The 20,201-nt window shown below is 58.4% G+C and carries 20 protein-coding genes and 1 pseudogene; 11 read left to right on the forward strand and 10 right to left on the reverse strand.

Annotated elements, in window-relative coordinates; genetic code table 11:
- Positions 1 to 321 precede the first annotated feature (321 nt).
- Positions 322 to 1,083, forward strand: a complete 762-nt coding sequence (locus tag MUN79_RS27755) for a fatty acid desaturase (RefSeq protein WP_244675686.1) — start codon at positions 322 to 324, stop codon at positions 1,081 to 1,083.
- An 88-nt stretch (positions 1,084 to 1,171) separates the two neighbouring features.
- Here the strand turns inward: MUN79_RS27755 and MUN79_RS27760 are convergent.
- Positions 1,172 to 1,609 (reverse strand): annotated as a pseudogene (locus MUN79_RS27760) (DinB family protein); the annotation flags it as partial.
- 384 nt (positions 1,610 to 1,993) lie between these two features.
- Here MUN79_RS27760 and MUN79_RS27765 point away from each other — a divergent pair.
- Entirely contained in the window at positions 1,994 to 2,995 is a 1,002-nt protein-coding gene (locus MUN79_RS27765; protein WP_244675688.1) for a ComEA family DNA-binding protein, read from the forward strand.
- A 6-nt stretch (positions 2,996 to 3,001) separates the two neighbouring features.
- On the opposite strand, the gene MUN79_RS27770 is transcribed toward MUN79_RS27765, so the two are convergent.
- On the reverse strand, positions 3,002 to 3,826 hold the full coding sequence (locus tag MUN79_RS27770; RefSeq protein WP_244675689.1) for a phosphatase PAP2 family protein: 825 nt from the start codon (positions 3,824 to 3,826) through the stop codon (positions 3,002 to 3,004).
- Positions 3,827 to 4,014: 188 nt separating this feature from the next.
- On the opposite strand from MUN79_RS27770, the gene MUN79_RS27775 reads away from it, so the two are divergent.
- From MUN79_RS27775 to MUN79_RS27790, 4 genes are all read left to right on the forward strand, one after another.
- The gene (locus MUN79_RS27775; RefSeq protein ID WP_244675690.1) at positions 4,015 to 4,878 is read left to right on the forward strand and encodes a YjiK family protein; all 864 of its coding nucleotides are present in this window, start codon (positions 4,015 to 4,017) and stop codon (positions 4,876 to 4,878) included.
- A 57-nt stretch (positions 4,879 to 4,935) separates the two neighbouring features.
- Complete coding sequence (locus tag MUN79_RS27780) at positions 4,936 to 5,820, forward strand: SDR family oxidoreductase (protein WP_244675691.1); 885 nt, start codon at positions 4,936 to 4,938, stop codon at positions 5,818 to 5,820.
- 403 nt (positions 5,821 to 6,223) lie between these two features.
- Positions 6,224 to 6,415: a cold-shock protein gene (locus MUN79_RS27785; protein ID WP_100337463.1), complete on the forward strand. Its 192-nt coding sequence runs from the start codon at positions 6,224 to 6,226 to the stop codon at positions 6,413 to 6,415.
- A gap of 225 nt (positions 6,416 to 6,640) precedes the next feature.
- On the forward strand, positions 6,641 to 6,835 hold the full coding sequence (locus MUN79_RS27790) for a cold-shock protein (protein ID WP_100337462.1): 195 nt from the start codon (positions 6,641 to 6,643) through the stop codon (positions 6,833 to 6,835).
- A gap of 97 nt (positions 6,836 to 6,932) precedes the next feature.
- On the opposite strand, the gene ricT is transcribed toward MUN79_RS27790, so the two are convergent.
- On the reverse strand, positions 6,933 to 9,056 hold the full coding sequence (gene ricT / locus MUN79_RS27795) for a regulatory iron-sulfur-containing complex subunit RicT (RefSeq protein WP_244675692.1): 2,124 nt from the start codon (positions 9,054 to 9,056) through the stop codon (positions 6,933 to 6,935).
- A gap of 23 nt (positions 9,057 to 9,079) precedes the next feature.
- On the opposite strand from ricT, the gene MUN79_RS27800 reads away from it, so the two are divergent.
- Together MUN79_RS27800 and MUN79_RS27805 are read left to right on the forward strand one after the other, a co-directional pair.
- Positions 9,080 to 9,451, forward strand: a complete 372-nt coding sequence (locus MUN79_RS27800) for a hypothetical protein (RefSeq protein ID WP_244675693.1) — start codon at positions 9,080 to 9,082, stop codon at positions 9,449 to 9,451.
- Positions 9,452 to 9,576: 125 nt separating this feature from the next.
- Positions 9,577 to 10,386, forward strand: a complete 810-nt coding sequence (locus MUN79_RS27805) for a M57 family metalloprotease (RefSeq protein WP_244675694.1) — start codon at positions 9,577 to 9,579, stop codon at positions 10,384 to 10,386.
- A 279-nt stretch (positions 10,387 to 10,665) separates the two neighbouring features.
- On the opposite strand, the gene MUN79_RS27810 is transcribed toward MUN79_RS27805, so the two are convergent.
- The 7 genes from MUN79_RS27810 to rsfS all read right to left on the reverse strand — a co-directional run bounded on the left by MUN79_RS27810 (position 10,666) and on the right by rsfS (position 18,638).
- Complete coding sequence (locus tag MUN79_RS27810) at positions 10,666 to 11,673, reverse strand: T9SS type A sorting domain-containing protein (protein ID WP_244675695.1); 1,008 nt, start codon at positions 11,671 to 11,673, stop codon at positions 10,666 to 10,668.
- An 83-nt stretch (positions 11,674 to 11,756) separates the two neighbouring features.
- The gene (locus MUN79_RS27815; protein WP_244675696.1) at positions 11,757 to 13,181 is read right to left on the reverse strand and encodes a S8 family serine peptidase; all 1,425 of its coding nucleotides are present in this window, start codon (positions 13,179 to 13,181) and stop codon (positions 11,757 to 11,759) included.
- A 364-nt stretch (positions 13,182 to 13,545) separates the two neighbouring features.
- Positions 13,546 to 14,454, reverse strand: a complete 909-nt coding sequence (locus MUN79_RS27820) for an NHL repeat-containing protein (protein WP_244675697.1) — start codon at positions 14,452 to 14,454, stop codon at positions 13,546 to 13,548.
- Between the two features lie 28 nt (positions 14,455 to 14,482).
- A complete protein-coding gene (locus MUN79_RS27825) occupies positions 14,483 to 15,289 on the reverse strand; it encodes a UDP-2,3-diacylglucosamine diphosphatase (protein WP_244675698.1) in 807 nt (268 codons plus the stop codon).
- Positions 15,264 to 15,914, reverse strand: coding sequence for a LutC/YkgG family protein (locus tag MUN79_RS27830; protein WP_244675699.1), 651 nt, complete (start codon positions 15,912 to 15,914; stop codon positions 15,264 to 15,266). The genes MUN79_RS27825 and MUN79_RS27830 overlap by 26 nt, the downstream gene beginning before the upstream one ends.
- 145 nt (positions 15,915 to 16,059) lie before the next feature.
- The gene (gene ftsH, locus MUN79_RS27835; protein ID WP_244675700.1) at positions 16,060 to 18,171 is read right to left on the reverse strand and encodes an ATP-dependent zinc metalloprotease FtsH; all 2,112 of its coding nucleotides are present in this window, start codon (positions 18,169 to 18,171) and stop codon (positions 16,060 to 16,062) included.
- A gap of 80 nt (positions 18,172 to 18,251) precedes the next feature.
- The gene (rsfS, locus tag MUN79_RS27840) at positions 18,252 to 18,638 is read right to left on the reverse strand and encodes a ribosome silencing factor (RefSeq protein ID WP_100337452.1); all 387 of its coding nucleotides are present in this window, start codon (positions 18,636 to 18,638) and stop codon (positions 18,252 to 18,254) included.
- A 91-nt stretch (positions 18,639 to 18,729) separates the two neighbouring features.
- On the opposite strand from rsfS, the gene MUN79_RS27845 reads away from it, so the two are divergent.
- From MUN79_RS27845 to MUN79_RS27855, 3 genes are all read left to right on the forward strand, one after another.
- A complete protein-coding gene (locus MUN79_RS27845; protein WP_244675701.1) occupies positions 18,730 to 19,446 on the forward strand; it encodes a biotin--[acetyl-CoA-carboxylase] ligase in 717 nt (238 codons plus the stop codon).
- A 177-nt stretch (positions 19,447 to 19,623) separates the two neighbouring features.
- Positions 19,624 to 19,818, forward strand: a complete 195-nt coding sequence (locus tag MUN79_RS27850) for a hypothetical protein (protein WP_244675702.1) — start codon at positions 19,624 to 19,626, stop codon at positions 19,816 to 19,818.
- Positions 19,818 to 20,030, forward strand: a complete 213-nt coding sequence (locus MUN79_RS27855; protein WP_244675703.1) for a T9SS type A sorting domain-containing protein — start codon at positions 19,818 to 19,820, stop codon at positions 20,028 to 20,030. Before MUN79_RS27850 ends, MUN79_RS27855 begins: the two co-directional genes overlap by 1 nt.
- Positions 20,031 to 20,201 lie beyond the last annotated feature (171 nt).

Genomic DNA, 20,201 nt, shown 5'->3' on the forward strand with positions numbered 1-20,201 from the left:
CCGCTCGAAAAATATTGCCAAACCCCACCGTCAGTGGCTAAAAACTGTCGGGGTTGGCTTGGCTTCCGGCCGCGCCGCAGTATCTTTCTTATCTACTTAGCCGCCCGTAGTCCTGGGTTTTATGCCTTGAAGAGCCCCCCTATTTACATCGGAATCCGCATCAACTTTCCCCTGGACGCGCCCTGGGTCCAGACTCAGCAGCCGAAGCTGCATTAGCAGTGGGAATCACTCTTGAGCGAAACTCAATACCTGCCCCGCCGCCATGAAGGCCGGGAGTAATCCTGGTCCGACGGTTTTCTACTGTATTTACGGAGTGTGCTCATGAAAAAGAACTCGGCTCATCTGCAGCTTACCACCGGCCAGCGGCGCATTGAGCTGGCCCGGCCCTGGGCGCTGGCCGCCCTGTACACGGCCTCGGCCCTGGCCGGCTGGTGGTGGCTGGCCGTGCCGGTAGCGGTGGCCGTGTGCCTAGCCGCCTTCGTGCAGATGCACGACGCCATGCACAACGCTCTGGGCCTTTCGAAGCCCACCAATGAGCGGATTCTGACCCTGAGCGGCCTGCTGATTCTCAAAAGCGGCCACGCCCTGCAGGTTACCCACCTGCGCCACCACGGCCGCTGCCTCACCGACGACGACCCCGAGGGCGCGCCGGCCACCTGGTCGTTTTCGCGGGTGCTCTGGCAAGGGCCCTGGCACATTCTGATGCTGCGCCGCGAGTCGTTGCGCATTGCGCCCCACACCCGCCGGATTCAGCTCCTGGAAACGGCCCTGACGGCGGTGTTGCTGGCCGTTTTTGTGTGCGTATACTTTCTTACCGGCTCGGTCGTGGGCTTGGTTTACTGGGGTGTGGCCTTCTTTATGAGTGCCACCATGCCAATTTGGGCTTCCTACATTCCGCACCGCATGGCCTCCCGCCACCCCGCTGCGCGCACCGCAGCCGCCCTGGCCCAAATCTGGACGCCGGTGGTGTCGTCGTTTGCCTTTCACCACGTGCACCACCACTACCCGCGGGTGCCCACCGCCCTGCTCTACCGCGCCGCGGCCGAGCTGCCGCCCCCGCCCGAGCACAACCATCATCATTAAACCTCGGGGAGCTTGGGCTAAAACAAGTCGTCCGCTTTTCCAGGGAGCTTCCCTGGAAAAGCGGACGACTTGTTTTAGGAGGTTTGTCCTACTTCTGATTATTGTCGAGCACTCGCTCGGCCTGGGCCACGTGGCGCTGCAAGTGCGTGACGATAAACTCCAGCTGGTCGGTGAGACGCAGGTACAGCAGCGGAATAATGGGGTTAGGAATGCGCACAGCGTTGGCATTAATGCCCCGGGCCTGCTGCACAATGTTGATCAGCTCGTCGAGCTGGCGGCCAAATACTTCTACTACCGTACGGGGCAGGCGGCTGCCGCTGGGCGCGTACTGCTGCGGCGACTTGAGCGGCTTTTCGCTGGCCGGCTGGCGCATGGCGTCAATGAGCTTGCGGCCAAAAAAGCCCGATTTTACGGTATCGGATGGACGGGTGCCGCGTTCCTGGGCCTGCTTAAGTTTGCGGTTGATGGTGGGCAAGTAGTGGCCACCCACAATGTTGAGGTGCTCCAGGCACTGGCCCACGCTCCATTTGTCGGGGCGGGCCGCCGGTTGAGCTGGTCGTCGGTCAGGGGCCGGAAGCGCCGGACGGTCGTTTCCCGCAACGTTTGCAGCTGGGCAGCAAGCTGGTCAAGGAAATCGGTGGTACGCGGGGCAGACTTACTCATGGCAGACGGGTCGAAATACGGGTAGCAGGCAAGGGAACGTAATATTACGCCCGAACGCCGGTTAATTGGCACTTACGCACCGCAGACCGTTTCAGATACTGCATTTACCACCGCCCGGGGCCGCCGCGCCGGTCGTCTAGCTTGCCGGCGGTAGCAGGGTCTCTAACTTGCTAAAAATAACGGCCGTTACCAGCACTGGCTCTGGGGTTATTTTTCTATTATGCGGTAGTTATTTAGCCTATTCTTCGTGAAACCTAGCGTTACCCCACCTTCCGCCGCCGGCTGGCTGCGCGGAATCCGCCGTTATTTCAGCTTCTCGCGCCGCGAAACATCTGGCTTCGTTGGTTTGCTCTTACTACTATTATTACTGCTGGTCCTGCCCTGGCTGCTGCTGCCAGTGCTACCCCGCTACGACCCTGCCCCCGACCAACAGCAGCTGAATCAGCTGGCGGCTGAGCTGGCTACGCGGCATCAGCCCCGCTCCTTTCAGCCGCGCTATGCCCGGCGTACCTACCCGCGGCGGCAGCCGGTGGCTCAGGTGCCGCTGGCGCCCTTCGACCCCAATGCTCTGACGGCGCCCGACTGGGAAGCCCGGGGCCTTTCGCACTACCTGGCCCAGCGCGTGGTGCATTTCCGGGACGTTATCGGCGGCTTTAAAGCCAAAGAGCAGATTCGGCGCACCTACGGCCTGCCCGACTCGGTGTATGCCCGCCTGGCTCCTTACATCCTGCTGCCCGATCAGCTGCCGCCGCGTGAATCCCGCTTTGTCCGCACTCCGGATGCCGCTTCACCCGCCTTTGCCGACCGACCCGCCAGCAAATTTCCCCACAAGCCTACGCACTTGGCGCCTTTCGACCTGAACACGGCCGATACCACCCAATTGATGCAGATTCGCGGCATCGGCCGAGGCCTGTCCCGGCGGGTGGTGGAATACCGGCAGCAGCTGGGCGGCTTTTTACGCGAAGATCAACTCACTGAAATCTACAGCCTGCGCGACGCCCCCGACCTGGTCGACAGCCTGCGCAAGTACTCGTTTGTAGCACCGGGCTTCGCGCCGGCCTTGCTGGAAGTTAACTCTGCTCCCTTTGAGGTACTGCAGGCTCACCCCTATGTGGGCAAACGGCTGGCCCGGGTGATAGTAGCGTTTCGCCAGCAGCATCCACCCTTCAAGCAGGCTGACGACCTGCGCCAAATCCGGATACTGGACGCCGAAACCCTGGACAAGCTGCGGCCTTACCTGCGCTTTTAACGCCGGCTAGTGCTTGATTGCTACCGACAGACCCATGCCGCCTCCGGGCACGTAGGTTGGAACCAGCAGGCATTTTTGGGCCAGCTTAGCTGGCAACAGCCGCGTCAGGGCCGGGTACAGGTGCCACACGGCCTCGGCCGACAGAAACCCGATACCGGCCCCAGCTACCACGTCGGTCACCCAGTGGCGGTTGTGCAGCACCCGCATGGTGCCCGTGGCCGTAGCCACCGCGTAGCCGCCCACGCTGATCCAGGGGTTGGTTTTGCCGTACTGCTCGTGCAGCAGCGTCGCGGTCATGAAAGCCTCACTAGTGTGGGAGGAAGGAAACGAGCTGTAATCCGTCGGAATGTCGGGGCGCTGCTCCCGGCACAGGCGCTTCAGGTTGCTGGTCACGCCCATATTGACTTGGTGAGCCAGCAGGTAAATCAGCGTAAACGGCACCACGCCCCGCTCGCCTTTCACGCCGGCCAGCTGCAGGGCATACGCCGCGGCGATGGGCACGTGGCGGGTGTAGTCGTCGAGGCGGGTGTCGAAGGTAGGAAAGGCCTCGAGGGTTTCTTCCTGAATTTCCCGTTTGGCCCGCCGCAGCACGTTGTCCTTATTGCTAAGCCAGGCTACCCCAATCAGGGATAGCGGCACGGCTACCCGCAGCGTGGCCGGCTGAGCGAGCCGCCGCCAGGGCGAGGCGGGTGCCAGGGGGCGTACCGGCAGCGGGGCCGGCGCTACGATAGTTGCACTGGAATCAGGTGTGAGCGAAGGAGCCGGGACCTGAGCCACTGAGCGTAGGCTGATCAGGCTGCCGACCAGCAGCAAAACGTAGCGAAAACCCATTAAGGAAGCTGAATTGTGGTGTGTTTATCGTAGCAATATACTGCTAATCTGGCTCTTGAAAAACATTTCACTTGCACTTGACCGATATTTTTTACTGTTAAGCTGGCCGTTTTTCTGCTGGCCTGCGTATGGACCACAAGCCTTGGCAGCCGTGCTAGGCCGTATTTTATCGTCAATTTTCCTTCGAAATGCTGTTTTTACTGCGTGACAAGCTGTTTCCGATTTTGGTATTTATCCAGTCCGTGCTCTGTGGCTGCGCCAACGACCAGGACCGGGGCAACTTCGAAAAAGTAAGCCAGGCCTACGATGTGAAGCAGATCGGCCGGCTGGCTAAGGAAGAGGTCGTGGAAAGTTCGGGCCTGGAAATAGCCAATGCTACCGGCGACCTGTGGACCCACGGCGACGGGGGTAACACGGCCAAGCTCTACCGCATCACCCAGCAGGGCGACCTGCTCCAGACACTCAGCCTGGACCCGCTGGCCAACAACGACTGGGAAGATCTGGCCCAGGACCAGCAGGGCCGCCTCTACATCGGCGACTTCGGCAACAACCAGAACAAGCGCCGCAACCTGGCCATCTACCGCCTCAGTGGCCCCACCCTGCAGGATATAGATACTATCCGCTTCCACTACCCCGACCAACGCAAGTTTCCCCCGAAAAAGCCCCAGCGCAATTTCGACTGCGAGGCCTTCTTCTACCGGGCGGACAGCTTGTACCTGTTCACTAAGAACCGCGGGGAAGGTCAGTGGGTCAAAGAATACGTGATACCCGCCACGCCCGGCAACTACAAAGCCCGCCTCGTCGACAGTATCCGGATCAATACTTGGATTACCAGCGCCGATATCAGTCCCGACGGGCGCACCGTGGCCCTGCTCGGCTACGGCAAAGTCTACCTGATTGACGTGGCGGCCGGCCGCAAGCTTTTCGACGGGGCCAAGAGTTGTTTGCCGATTCCGTCGAGCGGACAGGCCGAGGCCCTGGTTTTCGTCAATGACCGCGACTTTATCTTCAGCAACGAGAAAGGCAAGCTGTTTCGCGCTGTTCACCGCTAGTAAACGGTCGACTTCGCCGTATAACTGGCTTCCCTTTCCTTCTAAACTTCCTGCATCATGCCTCACACTATTCTGGTTACCGGCGCCACGGGCAACGTGGGCTCCGAGCTGATCAAAGCCCTGGCCAACCGCGGCCTGACGGTGCGCGCCGGCGTACACTCCATTATTAAGGGCGACCGGCTCAAGCACCTGAACCACGAAGTCCAACTGGTCGAAATCGACTACAGCAAGCCCGAAACCCTGCACGTGGCCCTGACCGGCGTGGAGCGCCTGTGCCTGATAACGCCCTTCAGCGAAGATCAGGTGGAGGTAGCCAAGCGCACAATTGACGCGGCCAAGCAGGCCGGCGTGCAGCACATCGTCCGGCTATCGGCAGCCGGCGCCGATGCTGAGCCCGCTATTCAGCTGGGGCGCTGGCACCGTGAAATCGAGCGGTATCTGGAGCAAAGCGGCATTGCCTACACCATTCTGCGGCCCGGCAGCTTTATGCAGAACTTCAGCAATTACAACGCGGAATCCATTTGCCAGGAAGGCAAAATCTACATGCCGCTGGGCGAAGGCAAGGTAAGCTACATCGACGTGCGCGACATTGCCGCCACGGCTGCCCACATCCTCAGTGCCGACATTGCGGCTCACCAGGGGCAGGCCTACGAGCTGACCGGCCCCGCCGCGCTGAGTACTGCCGAAGTAGCCGCCGCCATTAGTGAGGCTACCGGCCGGCCCGTAAGCTACGTGGACGTCCCCGAAGAAGCCGCCCGCCAGAGCATGGCTCAGGCGCCCGCCTGGATGCGCGACGCCATGCTGGAGCTATACGGCGCGTCGAAGGCGGGCTATACGGCCGGTGTTACGAATACCGTGGAGAAAATTACCGGTTGCCCGCCTCGCACCTTCACCGAGTTTGCCCACGACAACAGCTCCCGGTTCAAGCCCACCCACGAATAACGGCAGTGCTACTTTCCTCTAGCCAGAAGCGGCCTTTTCCCCAGGGAGAAGGCCGCTTCTGGCTAGAGGAAAGACAGGGCAGACGGTGCATCTTCCAACTGGTATGCTAGCCGGGCCGCTTAACTGATTTAGCAAGCCCGTTAGCCATGAAAAACAGCCAGATACCCCCGTGGCGCGGCCGGGCTAGCTGATAGCTTGGGAAGCTTTTTACCTGGGCCTGCCTCCCGGAAAAAGCCCGTATAATTGGTGGCATATTATGCGCTGCGCTGCTGAGAAAAGCCGTTATCAGCAAATCAGCCGGGTTTTTTATTCTCAGCCGGGGGTGTACTACAATTAAAAAATCCGCTTAGTTTTACTGCCACTTCAATAATCAACCTTTTACCACCACAACCAGGCCCTAGTTATGAAAACTGGCAAAGTGAAATTTTTTAATGAGTCCAAAGGCTTCGGTTTCATCGTTCAGGATGACACTAACCAGGATATTTTTGTCCACCAGACCGGCCTGATTCATGAAATCCGGGAGAATGACCGGGTTACCTTCGACGTAATTGAGGGCAAAAAGGGGCTGAATGCCGTGAAAGTAGAGCGTATCTAATTTTCCCTCCCCCTTTCCTGCCTCTCTTGGCTACTACCACCCTGCTCCGACCTGGCTTGGAGCAGGGTGGTATTTTTATAAAATAGCCCCTGTCAGGACCCCAAGCAGCCTAATGTGTGGGAGCGGTAGTAGAAGCGGGCGGGGCCTGGGTTCGGGAAAGCCGTATTTGTTTGGAAAAAAATCCTCTTACATTTACCTCATTCTTTCATCTCACCATCTTCCAGCATGAGTACCGGTATTATCAAATTTTTCAATGAAGCCAAGGGCTTTGGCTTCATCACGCCGGATGGCGGTGGTGAGGACATCTTCGTACACGCCACGGGTCTGAAGCAGCCAGTTCGTGACGCTGACCGCGTAGAATTCGAAGTACAGCAGGGCAAGAAAGGCCTGAACGCCGTTAGCGTGCGTCTGGTTGACTAATTGCCTCTCCGTGGCCGGCTCCACCGAGCTAGCCGCATAAAAAAGACCTCTCCGGCCTCGGCCAGGGAGGTCTTTTTTATGCTTGCTGATTTGCGCTTTACTGGGCTGCTTTAGCTACCCGCACGCCCACGGCCATGATGCCGGGCAGTTGGTCTTGGCGCATGTACTGCTCCAAAATCACGCGGTAATTACCGGGCTGGGCAAACTTCTGCTGCCGCAGCGCCAGAAACTGGTGGTCGAAGATATCGCCCGAACCTTGGCCGCGTGGTTCCCCGGTCTGAGGGTCCATCAGCAGCATCTGGTGCAGTTGCTGCGAGAGCCGCTTGCCGCTGGGGTCCAGGAGCGTGTGCTTCACATACAGATTATAGTACCCATACATCGACTCGTTACGAATGTTGAAGTAGATATCGTAACGCTGAGTGGTGTCCTGAATATCAAACTCAAACGTGGGCTTTTGCTGCACGGTCCACACGGCTTTGTCGAGCTCGAGGTTCTTCTCGAATACCTGGTTGGCGTCGCAGGCGGCCAGCCCAGTTAGTAGCGCCAGGCCGGTTATTAAGGTCAGTACCTTCCGCATTCTACGAAGCATTTGCGGGAGCCGAACCAGAACCTGCTCCTTCGCCGCCACCAGGGCGGGGCTGACGGGGCCCACGGCGTGAAGAACGACCATTGCGCGCGCTCCGCTCCGCGTTTTCGTCGCGTGGAGGACGGGGAGTACCATCGGCGGCAGCCGGGTTACGCGGGGGCGGCCTTCTCCGCGCGGGGGCCGAGCCTCGCCTTGGCCCTCGCCCCGTGGGGGACGGCCTTCACGAGGTTCGCGGCCCTCCCGCGGCTCCCGTCCTTCGCGGGGTTCCGCCTTGGCCCCTGCTTCCGCGCTGCGGCCACCTTCCCCACGGCTCCGGTTGTTGCGCCGGTTCAAAGGGCGAGCTGCTGCCCCACGCGGGCGGCGGGGCTCACCCGATGTTTCGCCGTTAGGTGAACTTGAATCAGCAGGCATGGGCGCCGGTGCCTTGGCAGCGCCATCCATCCGCACCCCCGCCCGCGGAGCCGCCTGGGGCGACGTAGCAGCCGGGGCCGCGGGAGCAGCAGCACCATCCTTTTTCTTTTTACGCTTGGGTCGCTTACTGCCTTTGATTTTATCGTCGAGGCGGTCGAGGTTGCCTTCCACGTGGGCCGATACCTCCGGCTCCCGCTCGGCTTCGAGCACGGGAGCCAGCAGGTTTTCCGGTTTTTCGCCCCGCTTGTTCATATCCTGAATCTCCCGAACCCGGTCGGTGGCCAGCATCACCCAGTTGTTGTCGCCGCGAAAGGCAAACCACATACGCCGCTTGAAGATGTCGGTTTTCTGCAGGAAGGCCTCCCCTTTCTCGGTTTGCAAAGGGCGCGACACCTGCGGAATGTCTTTCAAAGCATCGAGGTAGGTATCGAGCTCGTAGTTGAGGCAGCACTTGAGGCGGCCGCACTGCCCCGAAAGCTTGGCCGGGTTCAGGCTCAGGTTCTGGTAGCGGGCGGCGGTGGTGCTTACACTCTTAAAGTCGGTAAGCCAGGTAGAGCAGCACAGCTCCCGCCCGCAGGAACCGATACCACCGAGGCGGCCGGCTTCGTGGCGCAGCGAAATCTGGCGCATCTCCACCCGCACCCGAAACTCGTCGGCGAGGCGCTTGATCAGGTCACGAAAGTCTACCCGGTCGTCGGCGGAGTAGAAGAACGTGGCGCGGGTGCGGTCGGCCTGGTACTCCACGTCGGAGAGCTTCATTTTGAGGCGCAGCTCTTCCACCACCGAGCGGGCCCGGAACATGGTGCCCGTTTCGAGGTCGCGCACAGCTTCCCAGCGCTCCACGTCCTGGGGCGTGGCAACGCGCAGAATGCCCCGAATCTCCTTGGAGTCGAGCGGGACTTTCTTTTTGCGCATCTGCAGCCTTACCAGCTCACCCTTCAGCGAGACGTGGCCCAGGTGCCAGCCATTGCCGGCCGCTTCAATAACGACGGCGTCACCGGTGACCAGGGGCAGGCGGTTGGTATTGCGGAAAAACTCTTTGCGGCCGCCTTTAAAGCGGATTTCAACTATATCAAACTCTTTGAAGTCGACGGGCAGGTCTACGTCCTGCAGCCAGTCGAATACATTCAGGCGCGTGCAGCCGCCAGAGCTGCAGCTGCCTTTAGAGCCGCAACCCGTAGCGGAGGTAGAACAGCCGCCGGAGGAACAAGAAGTGCAAGCCACGGCTTGGGAATTTATATCGTGAGGTGAACACAGAAGTTCACACGGAATCGGTTTTGAACAAAGATAAGCATTTCGGGCCTCTGGCCTGGTTTGGCCAAAATGCCGCTCTACTGCTTCGTTCGGGCGCTTTTCGGGCCCGCAACGACGAACACCAATTAGCCTACAAAAGGTTTGGCCAGGCTTCGTGGTGCCCAGCCAGCACTCTTGCCAACACTTACCAGCCAGCCGGTAGCTCAGCCGTGAGAGCAGCAGTTACTGAGGAGTTCCAGCGGTCCGGCTGGGCAGCTAAAAATGGGCAGAAACCCGTTGCAGGGCCAAAATACACATATTTCTCCGCAACATTCAATAATGAAGATAAAGCACAAAAACCCTATTCTATCTGGATTAAAGACTGATTAAAACGCCATTATTTGCAATAATTTTAAAAATATGAGTCCAAATCGTTGACATTGATAATTATTATCTTCTATTTGGACCCATCATCCACCTCATCCTTCACCAACCCAACCAAACCTTTCTTATGAAAATTACTAAAGTACTTTCCGCAGTAGCCATCTGTGCTGGCTCGCTAGCCGCCTTGTCATCGTGCTCGAAAGAAGCTGAGCAGGTAACTGCCAAAGACGAGATTTCGGCCGATGTTATCAGCAAAATCCAGCAGCTGGGCTTCACGACCAAGGATGCCCAGAAAGTTGAGGGTGGCTACATCGTGGAAGGTGACATCATGCTGACGGATGAGGCGCTGAACAACAAGCCAGATTACAAGCTGATGCGCATTGCCGAAGGCGAGCAGTACCGCACCAACAACCTGGTAAGCGTAGGCTCGGGCCGCACCATTTCCATCCGGGTGTCGACTTCGCTGCCATCGGCCTACGTAACGGCTACCGACGAGCTGATTCGTCGCTACAACGCTCAAAACCTGCTGATTCGCTTCACCCGCGTAACCTCGGGCGGCAACATCGTTCTGAACCCGGCTCCCGCTGGCTCGGGCTACCTGGCTTCGGCTGGCTTCCCCTCGGGCGGCAATCCTTACGGCCAGGTACTGGTAAACAATGGCGCTATCGGCACGGCTAACGCGTCGACGTACATTGCTACCATTCTGGCCCACGAAGTGGGTCACTGCATCGGCTTCCGCCACACCGACTACATGAACCGCGCTTATAGCTGCGGCGGTGCTTACACCAACGAAGGTGCCAGCACGGTTGGTGCCGTACACATCCCCGGCACGCCTACCACGGCTGATCCTAACTCGTGGATGCTGGCCTGCATTGGCTCGGGCGGCAACCGTCCGTTCAACACCAACGACGTAACGGCTCTGCGCTACATCTACTAGCCACTTCGGCAGCTAACCAAAAAGGCCTGGTTCCGCAAGGAGCCGGGCCTTTTTGTATGTTTTTACTCCGCACTTTGCTGGCATTCTTACCCAAGAGCACCCAGCCCAAGGAGGATCAAGCAGCCTTTACGCTGCTTCCTTATGCAGCCCCGCAGGTTCGACGCGCTTCGTGGCTGCTGGTACTGAGTGACCGGACTCTAATGCCGAAGAGCCCGGCTAGCGGAGCTCTTCGGCTATTGCTGCGTGCTGCTTCTCTACTTGGCCCGGTTCTCAGCAGGCTTATAGCACCACTACCCTGGTCGTCATCGTGGTGCGGTCCCCGGTTTGGACGCGCAACAGATACAAGCCTTTGGCTATGCCGACCGTCGACAATGTTCGGATGGTGCCCGTGTCGGTGCTTTCCCGCACGAGGTGGCCCGTCATATCGTAGAGCTGAATCTTGGCCGGGCCGCTTTCCGCTACCAGGATTTGAAGCTGTTCGCCGGCCACAATTGGGTTGGGAAAAGCCTGGACTTCGCGGGGACGCGCAAACTGCACTTGCTCCGTGTCGCTGTATACCACCCCGCCCTTGGCTAAGTCGAGCCGCACCCGGTACTCATTGCGGCCCGGAGCCGGGTTGTTGTCCAGAAAGCTCAGCTGCCGAGCCGTTACCGGCGAAATTGTCTGGACTACCGTGGGCCCAGCCGCAGTCAGACGCTCCAGGGATATAGACTTCACCCCGAACGTAGTCCCGATTTCCAGATCAAACAGCACGGTGTCGGTTACGACAGACCGGGGAATGAAGCTTTTGACGTAGCAGGCCGTACCCTGCTCCGTAAACTCGATGGTGTTGCCTCTCTCGCCCAGCAGCTTCCCCATAATGGGCGCCACGGCGTAATAACGAATCTGCATCTGCGCCTTGTTCAGCACCAGCGCCGTATCGGTAGTAATTACATAAGGCTCCAGGTAATTCTGCACTAGTTGGTAGACCTGGTAGCGGCTGGCGCCCGGCACCTGCTCCCACTGAATCAAGGCTTCATCCTGGCAGGCATAGCCGACGGTGGGCGTCAGGGGCCGGGCCACAGTGAACGTATCGGAAACAAAGGTGCCGCTGCCAGCCACCATCCGCACCCGAGCCAGGGTAGTCGTATCGGGTACGGGCCAGGCATAATTGCTTTGCGCCAGCGGGATGCCGGCTTGCAGTACGCGCCACTTGCTGGAGCCTAGAGGCTGGTACTCCAACTGGCCGACCGTAGCTGCCGGGCCCGACCATTGCCAGCGCAGAAAGCTGGTAGCTCCCGGACGCAAATTAGTAGCAGCCCCGGGCCGCACCCACTCAAAGCCCGCGCTATATTCGTAAGCAACGCCAAAGTCTTGGGTCCCAGCTATTGCTAATCCGCGCACCTGAATGATGTACTCCCGGCTTCAGGCACGGCAATGCTGACTTGCTCCACGTTATTAAGATGGTCGGCCCGGCGCTTGGGAAGCAGGGTCAGAGAGTCGGCGTGCGGATAAGAACTCAGCACCCAGGGCTGCCAGCGCCGGCCGGAAGCCACGTGCACCAGCACCAAGTCCAAATCGTTAATCAGCGCCTGCGGGGTCGTAGGCGACGCCTCGGGGTCGGCCCAGGCCAGGGTTACTTTCAGTTCCTGCTGCCCGGCAGGCACGGTCACCGGAAAGGTGCGCAGGCCAGCGGCGGCCGTTGAGCCCAGGAAATAACGCTTGGCTTGCACCGTTTGTACGGCTCCTACGGCATCTACCTGTCCAAACCCGCTGTCGAAATCGGGGCCGGGGCGGCCGGTATCGTCGGCGCTGTTGAGTAGCACGGCCTTGACCAGCGCGGCCGAAGGCAACGCCCCACCGTTTTGCAGCTGGTATGACTGCTGCACCAGGGCCCCAATGCCCGACACCAGCGCCGCCGACTCGGAGGTACCACCCGCTCCGAATGCTACCAGCTCGGGCTTGATGCGCCCATCATAAGCCGGACCGCGGGAGCTGAGCGGCGCCACTTGGCCGGCTTCATCAGTAGCTCCCACGCTCAGGGTGTTCTTGGACGTTTTGAACTGCCCGGTCAGGTTAGCCACCTTGGGAATACCCGCGTACCGGCCTTCGGTACTGGTTTGGGTGCCGACGTTACCGGACGAAAACACGTGCAGCAAGTTCGGGTACTGCCGGCTTTGCTGATCATACGCCTGCGACTCCAAGCCGTAGTAATTCTCAATGGCCGCTACGCCATAAGAGTGGTTTTGCACCGAAACTCCGGCCTGAGTTAGAATTGCTCCGTCGTCGGGGAGCAGGTTGTCGTAGCTGGAAGTGGCCAAGCGCGCCTGCCAGGCCACTCCCCTACCCGAAGGAGCCGAGTTGCCGGCTCCGCCTACCAGCGTGGCAATAGCCGTGGCGTGCGGGGAAGCGGCTTGCTTAAACAAGTTGCTGGACACCACACGGCCCTTAAAATCAATATCGGTTGGGTCGAAAGAATCTTCTTTGATGGAAATAGTCAGGCCCTGCCCACCCAGTTGGGGAAACCGGGAATGCGCGGTGGTAATCTTATTGACCGAAAGGTCCGACTGATTAAGCTGCCGTTCATCGTGAGCCCGACGGTTGGGCACGTCGACAAAGTTGACGTAGGGCGAGGCGCTGAGTTGCTGCAATTGAGCGGCCGTCACGTTCTCGACTTGCAGAATAGCGGCGCCAGCCGCCGGTACGGTTTTTACCTTAAGGGCCGGCAGCGCCTGTTGGGCCCAAGTCAGGAAAGCATCTTTCTGCCGGACACTTATTCGCACCGTCTGCGGGCTGCCCGGGGCTACCCGACGCACGGCGGGGCCAGTTTCAACAGGGCCGGCCGCTCTTGTTGCCCGAGGGCCGCAGTGGCGGCACCCAGCAGAAGTGCAGCAGTAAGAACTAAGGGAGAAACGAAAAAGCGGGAATACAGCTCAACAGAGTAGCGCATCAAGTAAGCTAAAGGACGAGGATACGGGGTCCGGCCTTAGGCAGGCGGACCTGTTAAAGATAGAAAAAACAGCGGCAGCAACCTGACCTAAGCCGTAGACCTCGTAATATTCAGCCCATTATTTTAAAGATATTTCAAATCTACTTTGAATATGTGCACAAAAAGAGCCTGCTGGCGGCAGGCTCCTGGTTGCTCTTCACGGGCCGGAAATCTGGCTGCGTTACCTACTCTTAGAGCTTGTATACCTGCACTCCAAGCGGTGTTATAACATAGGCAAACTGCTCCCCTAGCAGCACCTGCCGCACATCCGCAGTTCCGGCAGGCAGCGGCAACGTCCGGTCAGTGAGGTTGTAAAGGTGAAAGAAGTGTACTACGTTGTCGGCCAGATAATACAGCTCGTCGTTGCGGAAGCCAATAGTGCTCAAGCCCGGGAAAGGCAGCTTTTTGCGGTAATTGCCCAGGTTATCGAACACGTAGATGCCACTGCTGCGGTCTACCAGATACAGGTTGTTCTGATACTGGCGCATAAACCGAAAGTCGGGCTTGGAACGACCAATCAGCAGGTCCATCTGGGTGGAAACCACCATGCGCTGCCCGGCCGGGTCATATTGACGCAGGGCCAGGTTGCTTTCATCCAGCAGCCAGAGCCGGTCGTCGGGAGCCAGCGTAGCGGTGCGCACCAGTCCATCCAGCACATCCGAGAGGCGAAACTGGGTGAGCGGGGCCATAAACCGGTCCAGCATCAGAATCTGCTGCCGGTCGTCGTAGAACACAAGTACCTTGGCCGTATTCCAGGCTTCAATCTGGGCGGTGTTGCCGGGCTGCGGGGGCGAAAAGGTATTCAGTGCCTGCCCATCAGGGCCGTACTGCCGGATGTTGTTCTGGTTATCGGCCAGGTACAGATTACCGCGCCGGTCCAGAGAAGCCGGGCCAGGCTGGGTTAGGGTAATAGTGCGGGTCAGCGTCCAGCCGTTGGCATCGGCTACCGGCACGGTCTGGGCCGCAGCATTTACTACCGGAGCGGGAGCCGCCGGGGCGGGCTTGCCAGCGGGCACCACCGAAGCCGCCGAGGGGACCGTGGTTTGGGCAAAAGTCGGGGTAGAGAAGACAAAACTCAGCCCGAAGGCAACGGACGGCAACAGCCATTGCTTGCCTAGTCGGGCGCCTCTACCCGTGGATTTTGAGTTCTCCATTCTGCTCGAAGTGCCGCAAGACCAGTTCATGCCCATCATATACGGCGTAGGAGCAATAATTGACCCACTCCCCCAGGTTCACGTAGCGGCTCTGGGGCGTCACGGCCACGTTCAGGGGCAGGTGCCGGTGGCCAAACACGTAGTAGTCGTGGTGCTGCTGCTGCTCCAGCTCCCGGCAGTACACCAGCAGCCACTCATCCTCGCCGAAGTACTTCTCATCGGCCGCGCCATTCTGGATACGGCTACGCTGGCTCCATTTGTTGGCCAGGCCAATGCCAAAATTCGGGTGCAGACGGGCAAACAGCCATTGGGCAATGGGGCTGGCAAAAACCCGCTTCAGGACTTTATAGGTGTAATCCTTCGGGCCGAGCCCGTCGCCGTGGCCGATATGAAACTCCTGGTTGCCGATGCGCTGACTAACTGGATTACGCAGGATGGGAATGTTGAGCTCCTTGGTAAAGTAGTCGAACATCCACATGTCGTGGTTGCCAGTAAAGAAAGTCACCGGAATGCCTGCGTCGGTTAGTTCGGCCAGCTTGCCCTGCAGCCGGATAAAACCACGGGGAATGGCGTGCCGGTACTCAAACCAGAAGTCGAAGATGTCGCCGACCAGGTAAATAGCGGCGGCATCAGCCGAAACCTGGTCGAGCCAGCGCACGATTTTCCGCTCCCGCTCGGCCGAGCGGGCGGCGTCGGGGGCTCCTAAGTGAAAATCGGAGGCAAAATATACTTTGCGGCCAGGCGCTAGAGTAAGATCAGGCAGTTGCTTCAGGCGCGTCATCCAGTAAAAACAACACGATGCTGCGCGGACCATGAGCTCCGAGCACCAGCGTTTTTTCAATATCAGCCGTGCGACTGGGGCCCGTCGTGAGCGAAATCATGGAGGGCAGTTTGTCGTGGCCTTCCTGCACCCGCTTGAGTGCGTCGCCAATGTCGGGTACAATCTGGGAAGCGCGGGCCAGCACCAAATGCTGGTCGGGATAGATACTCAGGCGCCGACCGCTGGCCGTAGCCGCGCTTACCAGCACGCTCCCCGTCCGGGCTACTAGGGCCTCGCAGGTCGTCAGGCCCGCATCGGCCTTGCTCAGCCAGTCGGTTTCGTCGCCGATAAAGCCGATTCCGCCCGCGTGCAGCATCTTTTTCAGTTCCGGCTCCCACACGTACAGGTTGTCGAGCGACTTATCTTTTTTGTAGGTGAAGAGCTGGTCGTAGAAATGCTCTTCCGACACGCAGTAGTAGAATACGCCCCCGGCCCGCACGAAGCTTTCGGCAAACGTAACGGCTAAGTCGTCGGAGGGTGCGGGGTGCAGAGGCAGCGTAAAATCGGGCGCGGCAGGCTGGGGAGCCGGCTGCTGCAACGATTCGCGGATGCGGCGCAGGATGATGTCGCGGGAAGTTTCGGACATAGGAATCACCACGTAAGACAGGTGAGGAAGTAGTCAAAGATAGAGAGTAACGCCGACAGGCCACAGCGGCACTATACGCAAACCTCAGTAAAAGCAAAAAAGCCAGCCCGAAACAGGCTGGCTTTTTCTAAGCATAAAGTTCTTTTTAAACGTCGAGCGAAACCGTGCTGCCCGTTGGGATGTCGTTGCCGGCTTCCCGCGGCCGGTTTTCCAGGCCCGGCAGGTTGTTCTCGGGCAAGTCGTTGCTCAGCGGAACGGGGTGCTCCTGCTTCCGCTCACTCAGCGTCTCGCTACGGTCGGTGCCGGCCATGTGCGCCTGATAAGAAGTCTGGTTGTCGTAGGGGCGCTTGCCCACCAGACGCTCGAGGTCTTCCTGCAGCAGCACTTCTTTCTCCAGCAGCTCCTTGGCAATTACTTCCAGCTCGTGGCGGCGCTCGGTGAGCAACTCCTTGGTACGAGTGTAGGCATTGTCAATGATGGTGCGTACTTCCTCGTCAATCAACTGGGAAGTAGCCTCCGAATAAGGCTTCGAGAAGCCGTACTCGTTCTGGCCTTTCGAGTCGTAGTACGAGATGTTGCCCAGCTTGGCATTCATGCCGTACATGGTCACGATGCTGTAGGCCATCTTCGTAATGCGCTCCAGATCCGACAAGGCACCGGTAGATATTTTACCGAACACCAACTCTTCAGCGGCGCGGCCACCCAGGGCCATGCACATCTCGTCGGTCAGCTGCTCGGTGTTGTAGAGGAACTGCTCGCGGGGCAGATACTGGGCGTAACCCAGGGCTGCCACCCCACGGGGCACGATGCTCACTTTTACCAGCGGGTCGGCATGCTCCAGGAACCAGCCAGCAATGGCGTGACCAGCTTCGTGGTAAGCTACAATCCGCTTCTCGTTGGGCGAAATAATCTTGTTCCGCTTTTCCAGGCCACCGATAACACGGTCTACGGCATCGGTGAAGTCCTGCATGGTCACCATCTTTTTGTCGCGGCGGGCGGCAATCAGGGCGGCTTCGTTGCAGACGTTGGCAATTTCAGCACCGGCAAAACCAGGCGTCTGAGCGGCCAGCTTACGGGCATCCACATCGGAACCCAAGGTCAGCGGCTTCAAGTGCACGTCGAAAATCTGGGTGCGGCCGTTAATATCGGGCTTGTCGATGCTGATCTGCCGGTCGAAGCGGCCGGGACGCAGCAACGCCGAGTCAAGCGTGTCGGGGCGGTTGGTAGCAGCCAGGATGATGACCCCGGAGTCGGTACCGAAACCGTCCATTTCTACCAGCAGGGAGTTTAGGGTGTTTTCCCGCTCATCGTTGCCGCCGGGCACGTTTCCGCGGCTGCGGCTGCGACCAATGGCGTCAATTTCGTCGATGAAGATGATGCAGGGCGCCTTAGCTTTGGCTTGCTTAAACAAGTCCCGAACCCGGGCCGCACCAACCCCGACAAACATTTCCACGAAGTCGGAGCCCGACAGGGAGAAGAACGGCACGTCGGCTTCACCGGCTACGGCTTTTGCCATCAGGGTCTTACCCGTACCGGGAGGACCTACCAGCAAAGCACCTTTGGGGATTTTACCACCCAGCACGGTGAACTTCGAGGGATTTTTGAGGAACTCAACGATTTCCTCTACCTCTTCCTTAGCTTCTTCCAGACCAGCTACGTCTTTAAACGTCACCTTTACTTTGTCGCCACCTTCGAAAAGAGCGGCGCGGCTTTTACCGATGTTAAAGATCTGACCACCAGGCCCGCCTGCCCCGCTCATGCGGCGCATTAGGAACCAGAAGCCAACGAAGAGTACCAGGATCAGGCCCCAACTGGTGATGTATTCACCGTAGCCCTGCTTGGTCTCAATGTTCAGGCCTACCTGTTGGGTATCCGGGAGGCCTGCCTGCATTTTGTCCAGGTCTTCCTTGAAGCTTTTGCCGTCAATAACGCGGAAGCTGTACTGAGGACCCGCATCCATCGACAGGGGGCCACGCTGCCGCAACTCCTGGCTGTACTTGGCGTTATTAGCCGCCTCCGGCTTCAGGGCCACTTCTACCACCCGGTCGTTGACCAGCGTCACGTCTTTCACGTCGCCGGCCAGCAGCATCTGCTTAAAGCGCTGCTGCTTTATTTCAATTGTGGAACTGCTGCGGTTGATGAAGAGCATCCCAAAGATGAACACCACCAACCCAGCCAGCACCCACATCTGCATACTCGGCCGGGGAGCCGGCGAGGGCAGCATTGGTTTTTTCTTTTTGGGGCTTGTATCTGGCATGAAAAGGATTTCTAAACGAAAAACAAAGGCGGAACAGCCGCCCACCCTAGTTGTTAAGACGTACCAAAGCCGGTTTTACTTTAAACGGCTTCGGCTTCTTCCGTGATATATTTTATTTCCGCATCACCCCACAACTCTTCCAGTGCGTAGAACTGCCGACGGTCACGCAGGAAGATGTGAACCACTACGTCGACATAGTCGAGCAGTACCCATTCCCGGTTCATGCGGCCTTCCGTTTGCCAGGGGTTCTGACCGGTAAGCTTTTCAACTTCTTCTTCCACGGAACGCGCAATGGCGTCCAGTTGGGTATCGGAGGAAGCAGAGCAAATGATGAAATAATCCGCTACTGCGTTTTTAAGGTCCTTCAGATTGAGCACCACGATATCGGCCGCCTTTTTCTCCTGCATGCCGCGTACTACTACGTCTGCCAATCTGTCTGAATCCTGCCGAACCAGGGTACTTTTCATAGGGTATTATTAGGTTTGAACGCACAAAGTAAGAAAATCAGGTGGAGGCACTATCCCCCAAACCCTCTTCACGGGCCAACAAATTGTTTGGTTGCCCGAATGCGCCTCGACAAACACCGAGGCACAGGCTCTTATTGTCAAAAACAGCGCCACCGATGGTTGTACGGTTATAACCGACAAACAGACCGCTGGGCGGGGCCAACGTGGTAACCGCTGGGAAGCCAGCCCGGGCGAAAACCTGACATTATCGGTAATCTGGCAGCCAACCTTCCTGGCTCCCACCGACCAGTTTCAGCTCAGCCAAGCTGTAGCGCTGGGTGTGCTCGACTGGGCCAAAAGCCTGCTGGGTCCCGATGCTGGCCTGCGCCTGAAGTGGCCGAACGACATTTATTACGGCTCTCAGAAGCTGGGTGGTATCCTGATTGAAAACACCATAAGCGGCTCCAAGATTCAATATAGTGTGGTGGGTATTGGGATAAATGTGAATCAGCGGGAATTTGGAATGCCCACCGCCACCTCCCTGGCCTGGCTGACGGGCCGGGCATATCCCCTCAAAACGCTCATCTCCCGCCTGCTCGAAAGCCTGGAGCGGCGCTACCTGATGCTCCGCGCCGGCCGTGTGGCAGCCCTGCGCTTCGATTATCTGCAGGCCCTGTACCGCTACCAGGAAAACCACGACTACGAAGTAGATGGCCAAGCCGTGCAAGGCCAGATTGTGGGCGTGGATGAAACCGGCCGCCTGGTAGTAGAAATAAACAAAGAGCTCAGAAGTTTTGCTCTTCAGGAAATTAAATATATACATAAATAGTTTCGTAGGCGGCGCCAGCAAGACTGGCCCTTGCATTAAACCTTTGACCGCCAGGATTGTCTACCTTACCAGCGGGTAAGCCCTGACTGCTGCAAAAAATAAGGCACGGTGCTTGTCTTTACCGAGTGCACAACCTCAGTCGGCGCTTTGCCCGGCTCCTACTCTGAATCCTAGAATATGAAAACTTCTACGCGTCTGTTTTTACTGCTGACCTTGGTCCTGGCGCAGGTATCTGCCCTAGCCAGCACGATTCACACTTCCCTGGGCCAGCACCGCCCGGCTTACCCGATTCAGCAAGCACCCAGCCGACCTGGTGAAGGCGCTCAGGCCGTTACCCTAAGCGTGTATCCCAACCCCAGCCGGGGCTGGTAATGGTGTCATTGGTGCCTAAAACAGGGGAAAACTACAAGCTGCGCTTCAGCAACATTATTGGGCGAGAGGTGCGTATGATCAGCCTCAAACCCGAAATTGAAGCCGAAGGCATGCAGATTAACCTCTCGGACCTACCCGCCGGAGTATACTTCTACAGCCTGCTGGTTAATGATAAAGTAGTCAGCACCAAACGCTTGATTTTGCAGGCCTGAACTTTCCAGGCTTCAAAGCTTTTCTTAGAGGCAGCCAGATATTCTGGCTGCTTTTTTTATGTCCGCTGCCGAATATAGCCGCCAGCAGGTGTGTGAATTGGGCGTGCGGCATGGCCAGATTTATTGCCTACTTTTGGCCCTTCTCTGATTAAACCAGTATGCGGAGTTACA

It is taken from the genome of Hymenobacter cellulosilyticus, from assembly GCF_022919215.1.
Classification (GTDB): domain Bacteria; phylum Bacteroidota; class Bacteroidia; order Cytophagales; family Hymenobacteraceae; genus Hymenobacter; species Hymenobacter cellulosilyticus.

Coding starts and splice junctions, on each gene's coding strand:
- MUN79_RS27755 (WP_244675686.1), top strand. CDS start 322: ATGAAAAAGAACTCGGCTCATCTGCAGCTTACCACCGGCCAGCGGCGC.
- MUN79_RS27770 (WP_244675689.1), bottom strand. CDS start 3,826: ATGGGTTTTCGCTACGTTTTGCTGCTGGTCGGCAGCCTGATCAGCCTA.
- MUN79_RS27775 (WP_244675690.1), top strand. CDS start 4,015: ATGCTGTTTTTACTGCGTGACAAGCTGTTTCCGATTTTGGTATTTATC.
- MUN79_RS27780 (WP_244675691.1), top strand. CDS start 4,936: ATGCCTCACACTATTCTGGTTACCGGCGCCACGGGCAACGTGGGCTCC.
- MUN79_RS27785 (WP_100337463.1), top strand. CDS start 6,224: ATGAAAACTGGCAAAGTGAAATTTTTTAATGAGTCCAAAGGCTTCGGT.
- MUN79_RS27790 (WP_100337462.1), top strand. CDS start 6,641: ATGAGTACCGGTATTATCAAATTTTTCAATGAAGCCAAGGGCTTTGGC.
- MUN79_RS27805 (WP_244675694.1), top strand. CDS start 9,577: ATGAAAATTACTAAAGTACTTTCCGCAGTAGCCATCTGTGCTGGCTCG.
- MUN79_RS27825 (WP_244675698.1), bottom strand. CDS start 15,289: ATGACGCGCCTGAAGCAACTGCCTGATCTTACTCTAGCGCCTGGCCGC.
- MUN79_RS27830 (WP_244675699.1), bottom strand. CDS start 15,914: ATGTCCGAAACTTCCCGCGACATCATCCTGCGCCGCATCCGCGAATCG.
- ftsH (WP_244675700.1), bottom strand. CDS start 18,171: ATGCCAGATACAAGCCCCAAAAAGAAAAAACCAATGCTGCCCTCGCCG.
- rsfS (WP_100337452.1), bottom strand. CDS start 18,638: ATGAAAAGTACCCTGGTTCGGCAGGATTCAGACAGATTGGCAGACGTA.
- MUN79_RS27850 (WP_244675702.1), top strand. CDS start 19,624: ATGAAAACTTCTACGCGTCTGTTTTTACTGCTGACCTTGGTCCTGGCG.
- MUN79_RS27855 (WP_244675703.1), top strand. CDS start 19,818: ATGGTGTCATTGGTGCCTAAAACAGGGGAAAACTACAAGCTGCGCTTC.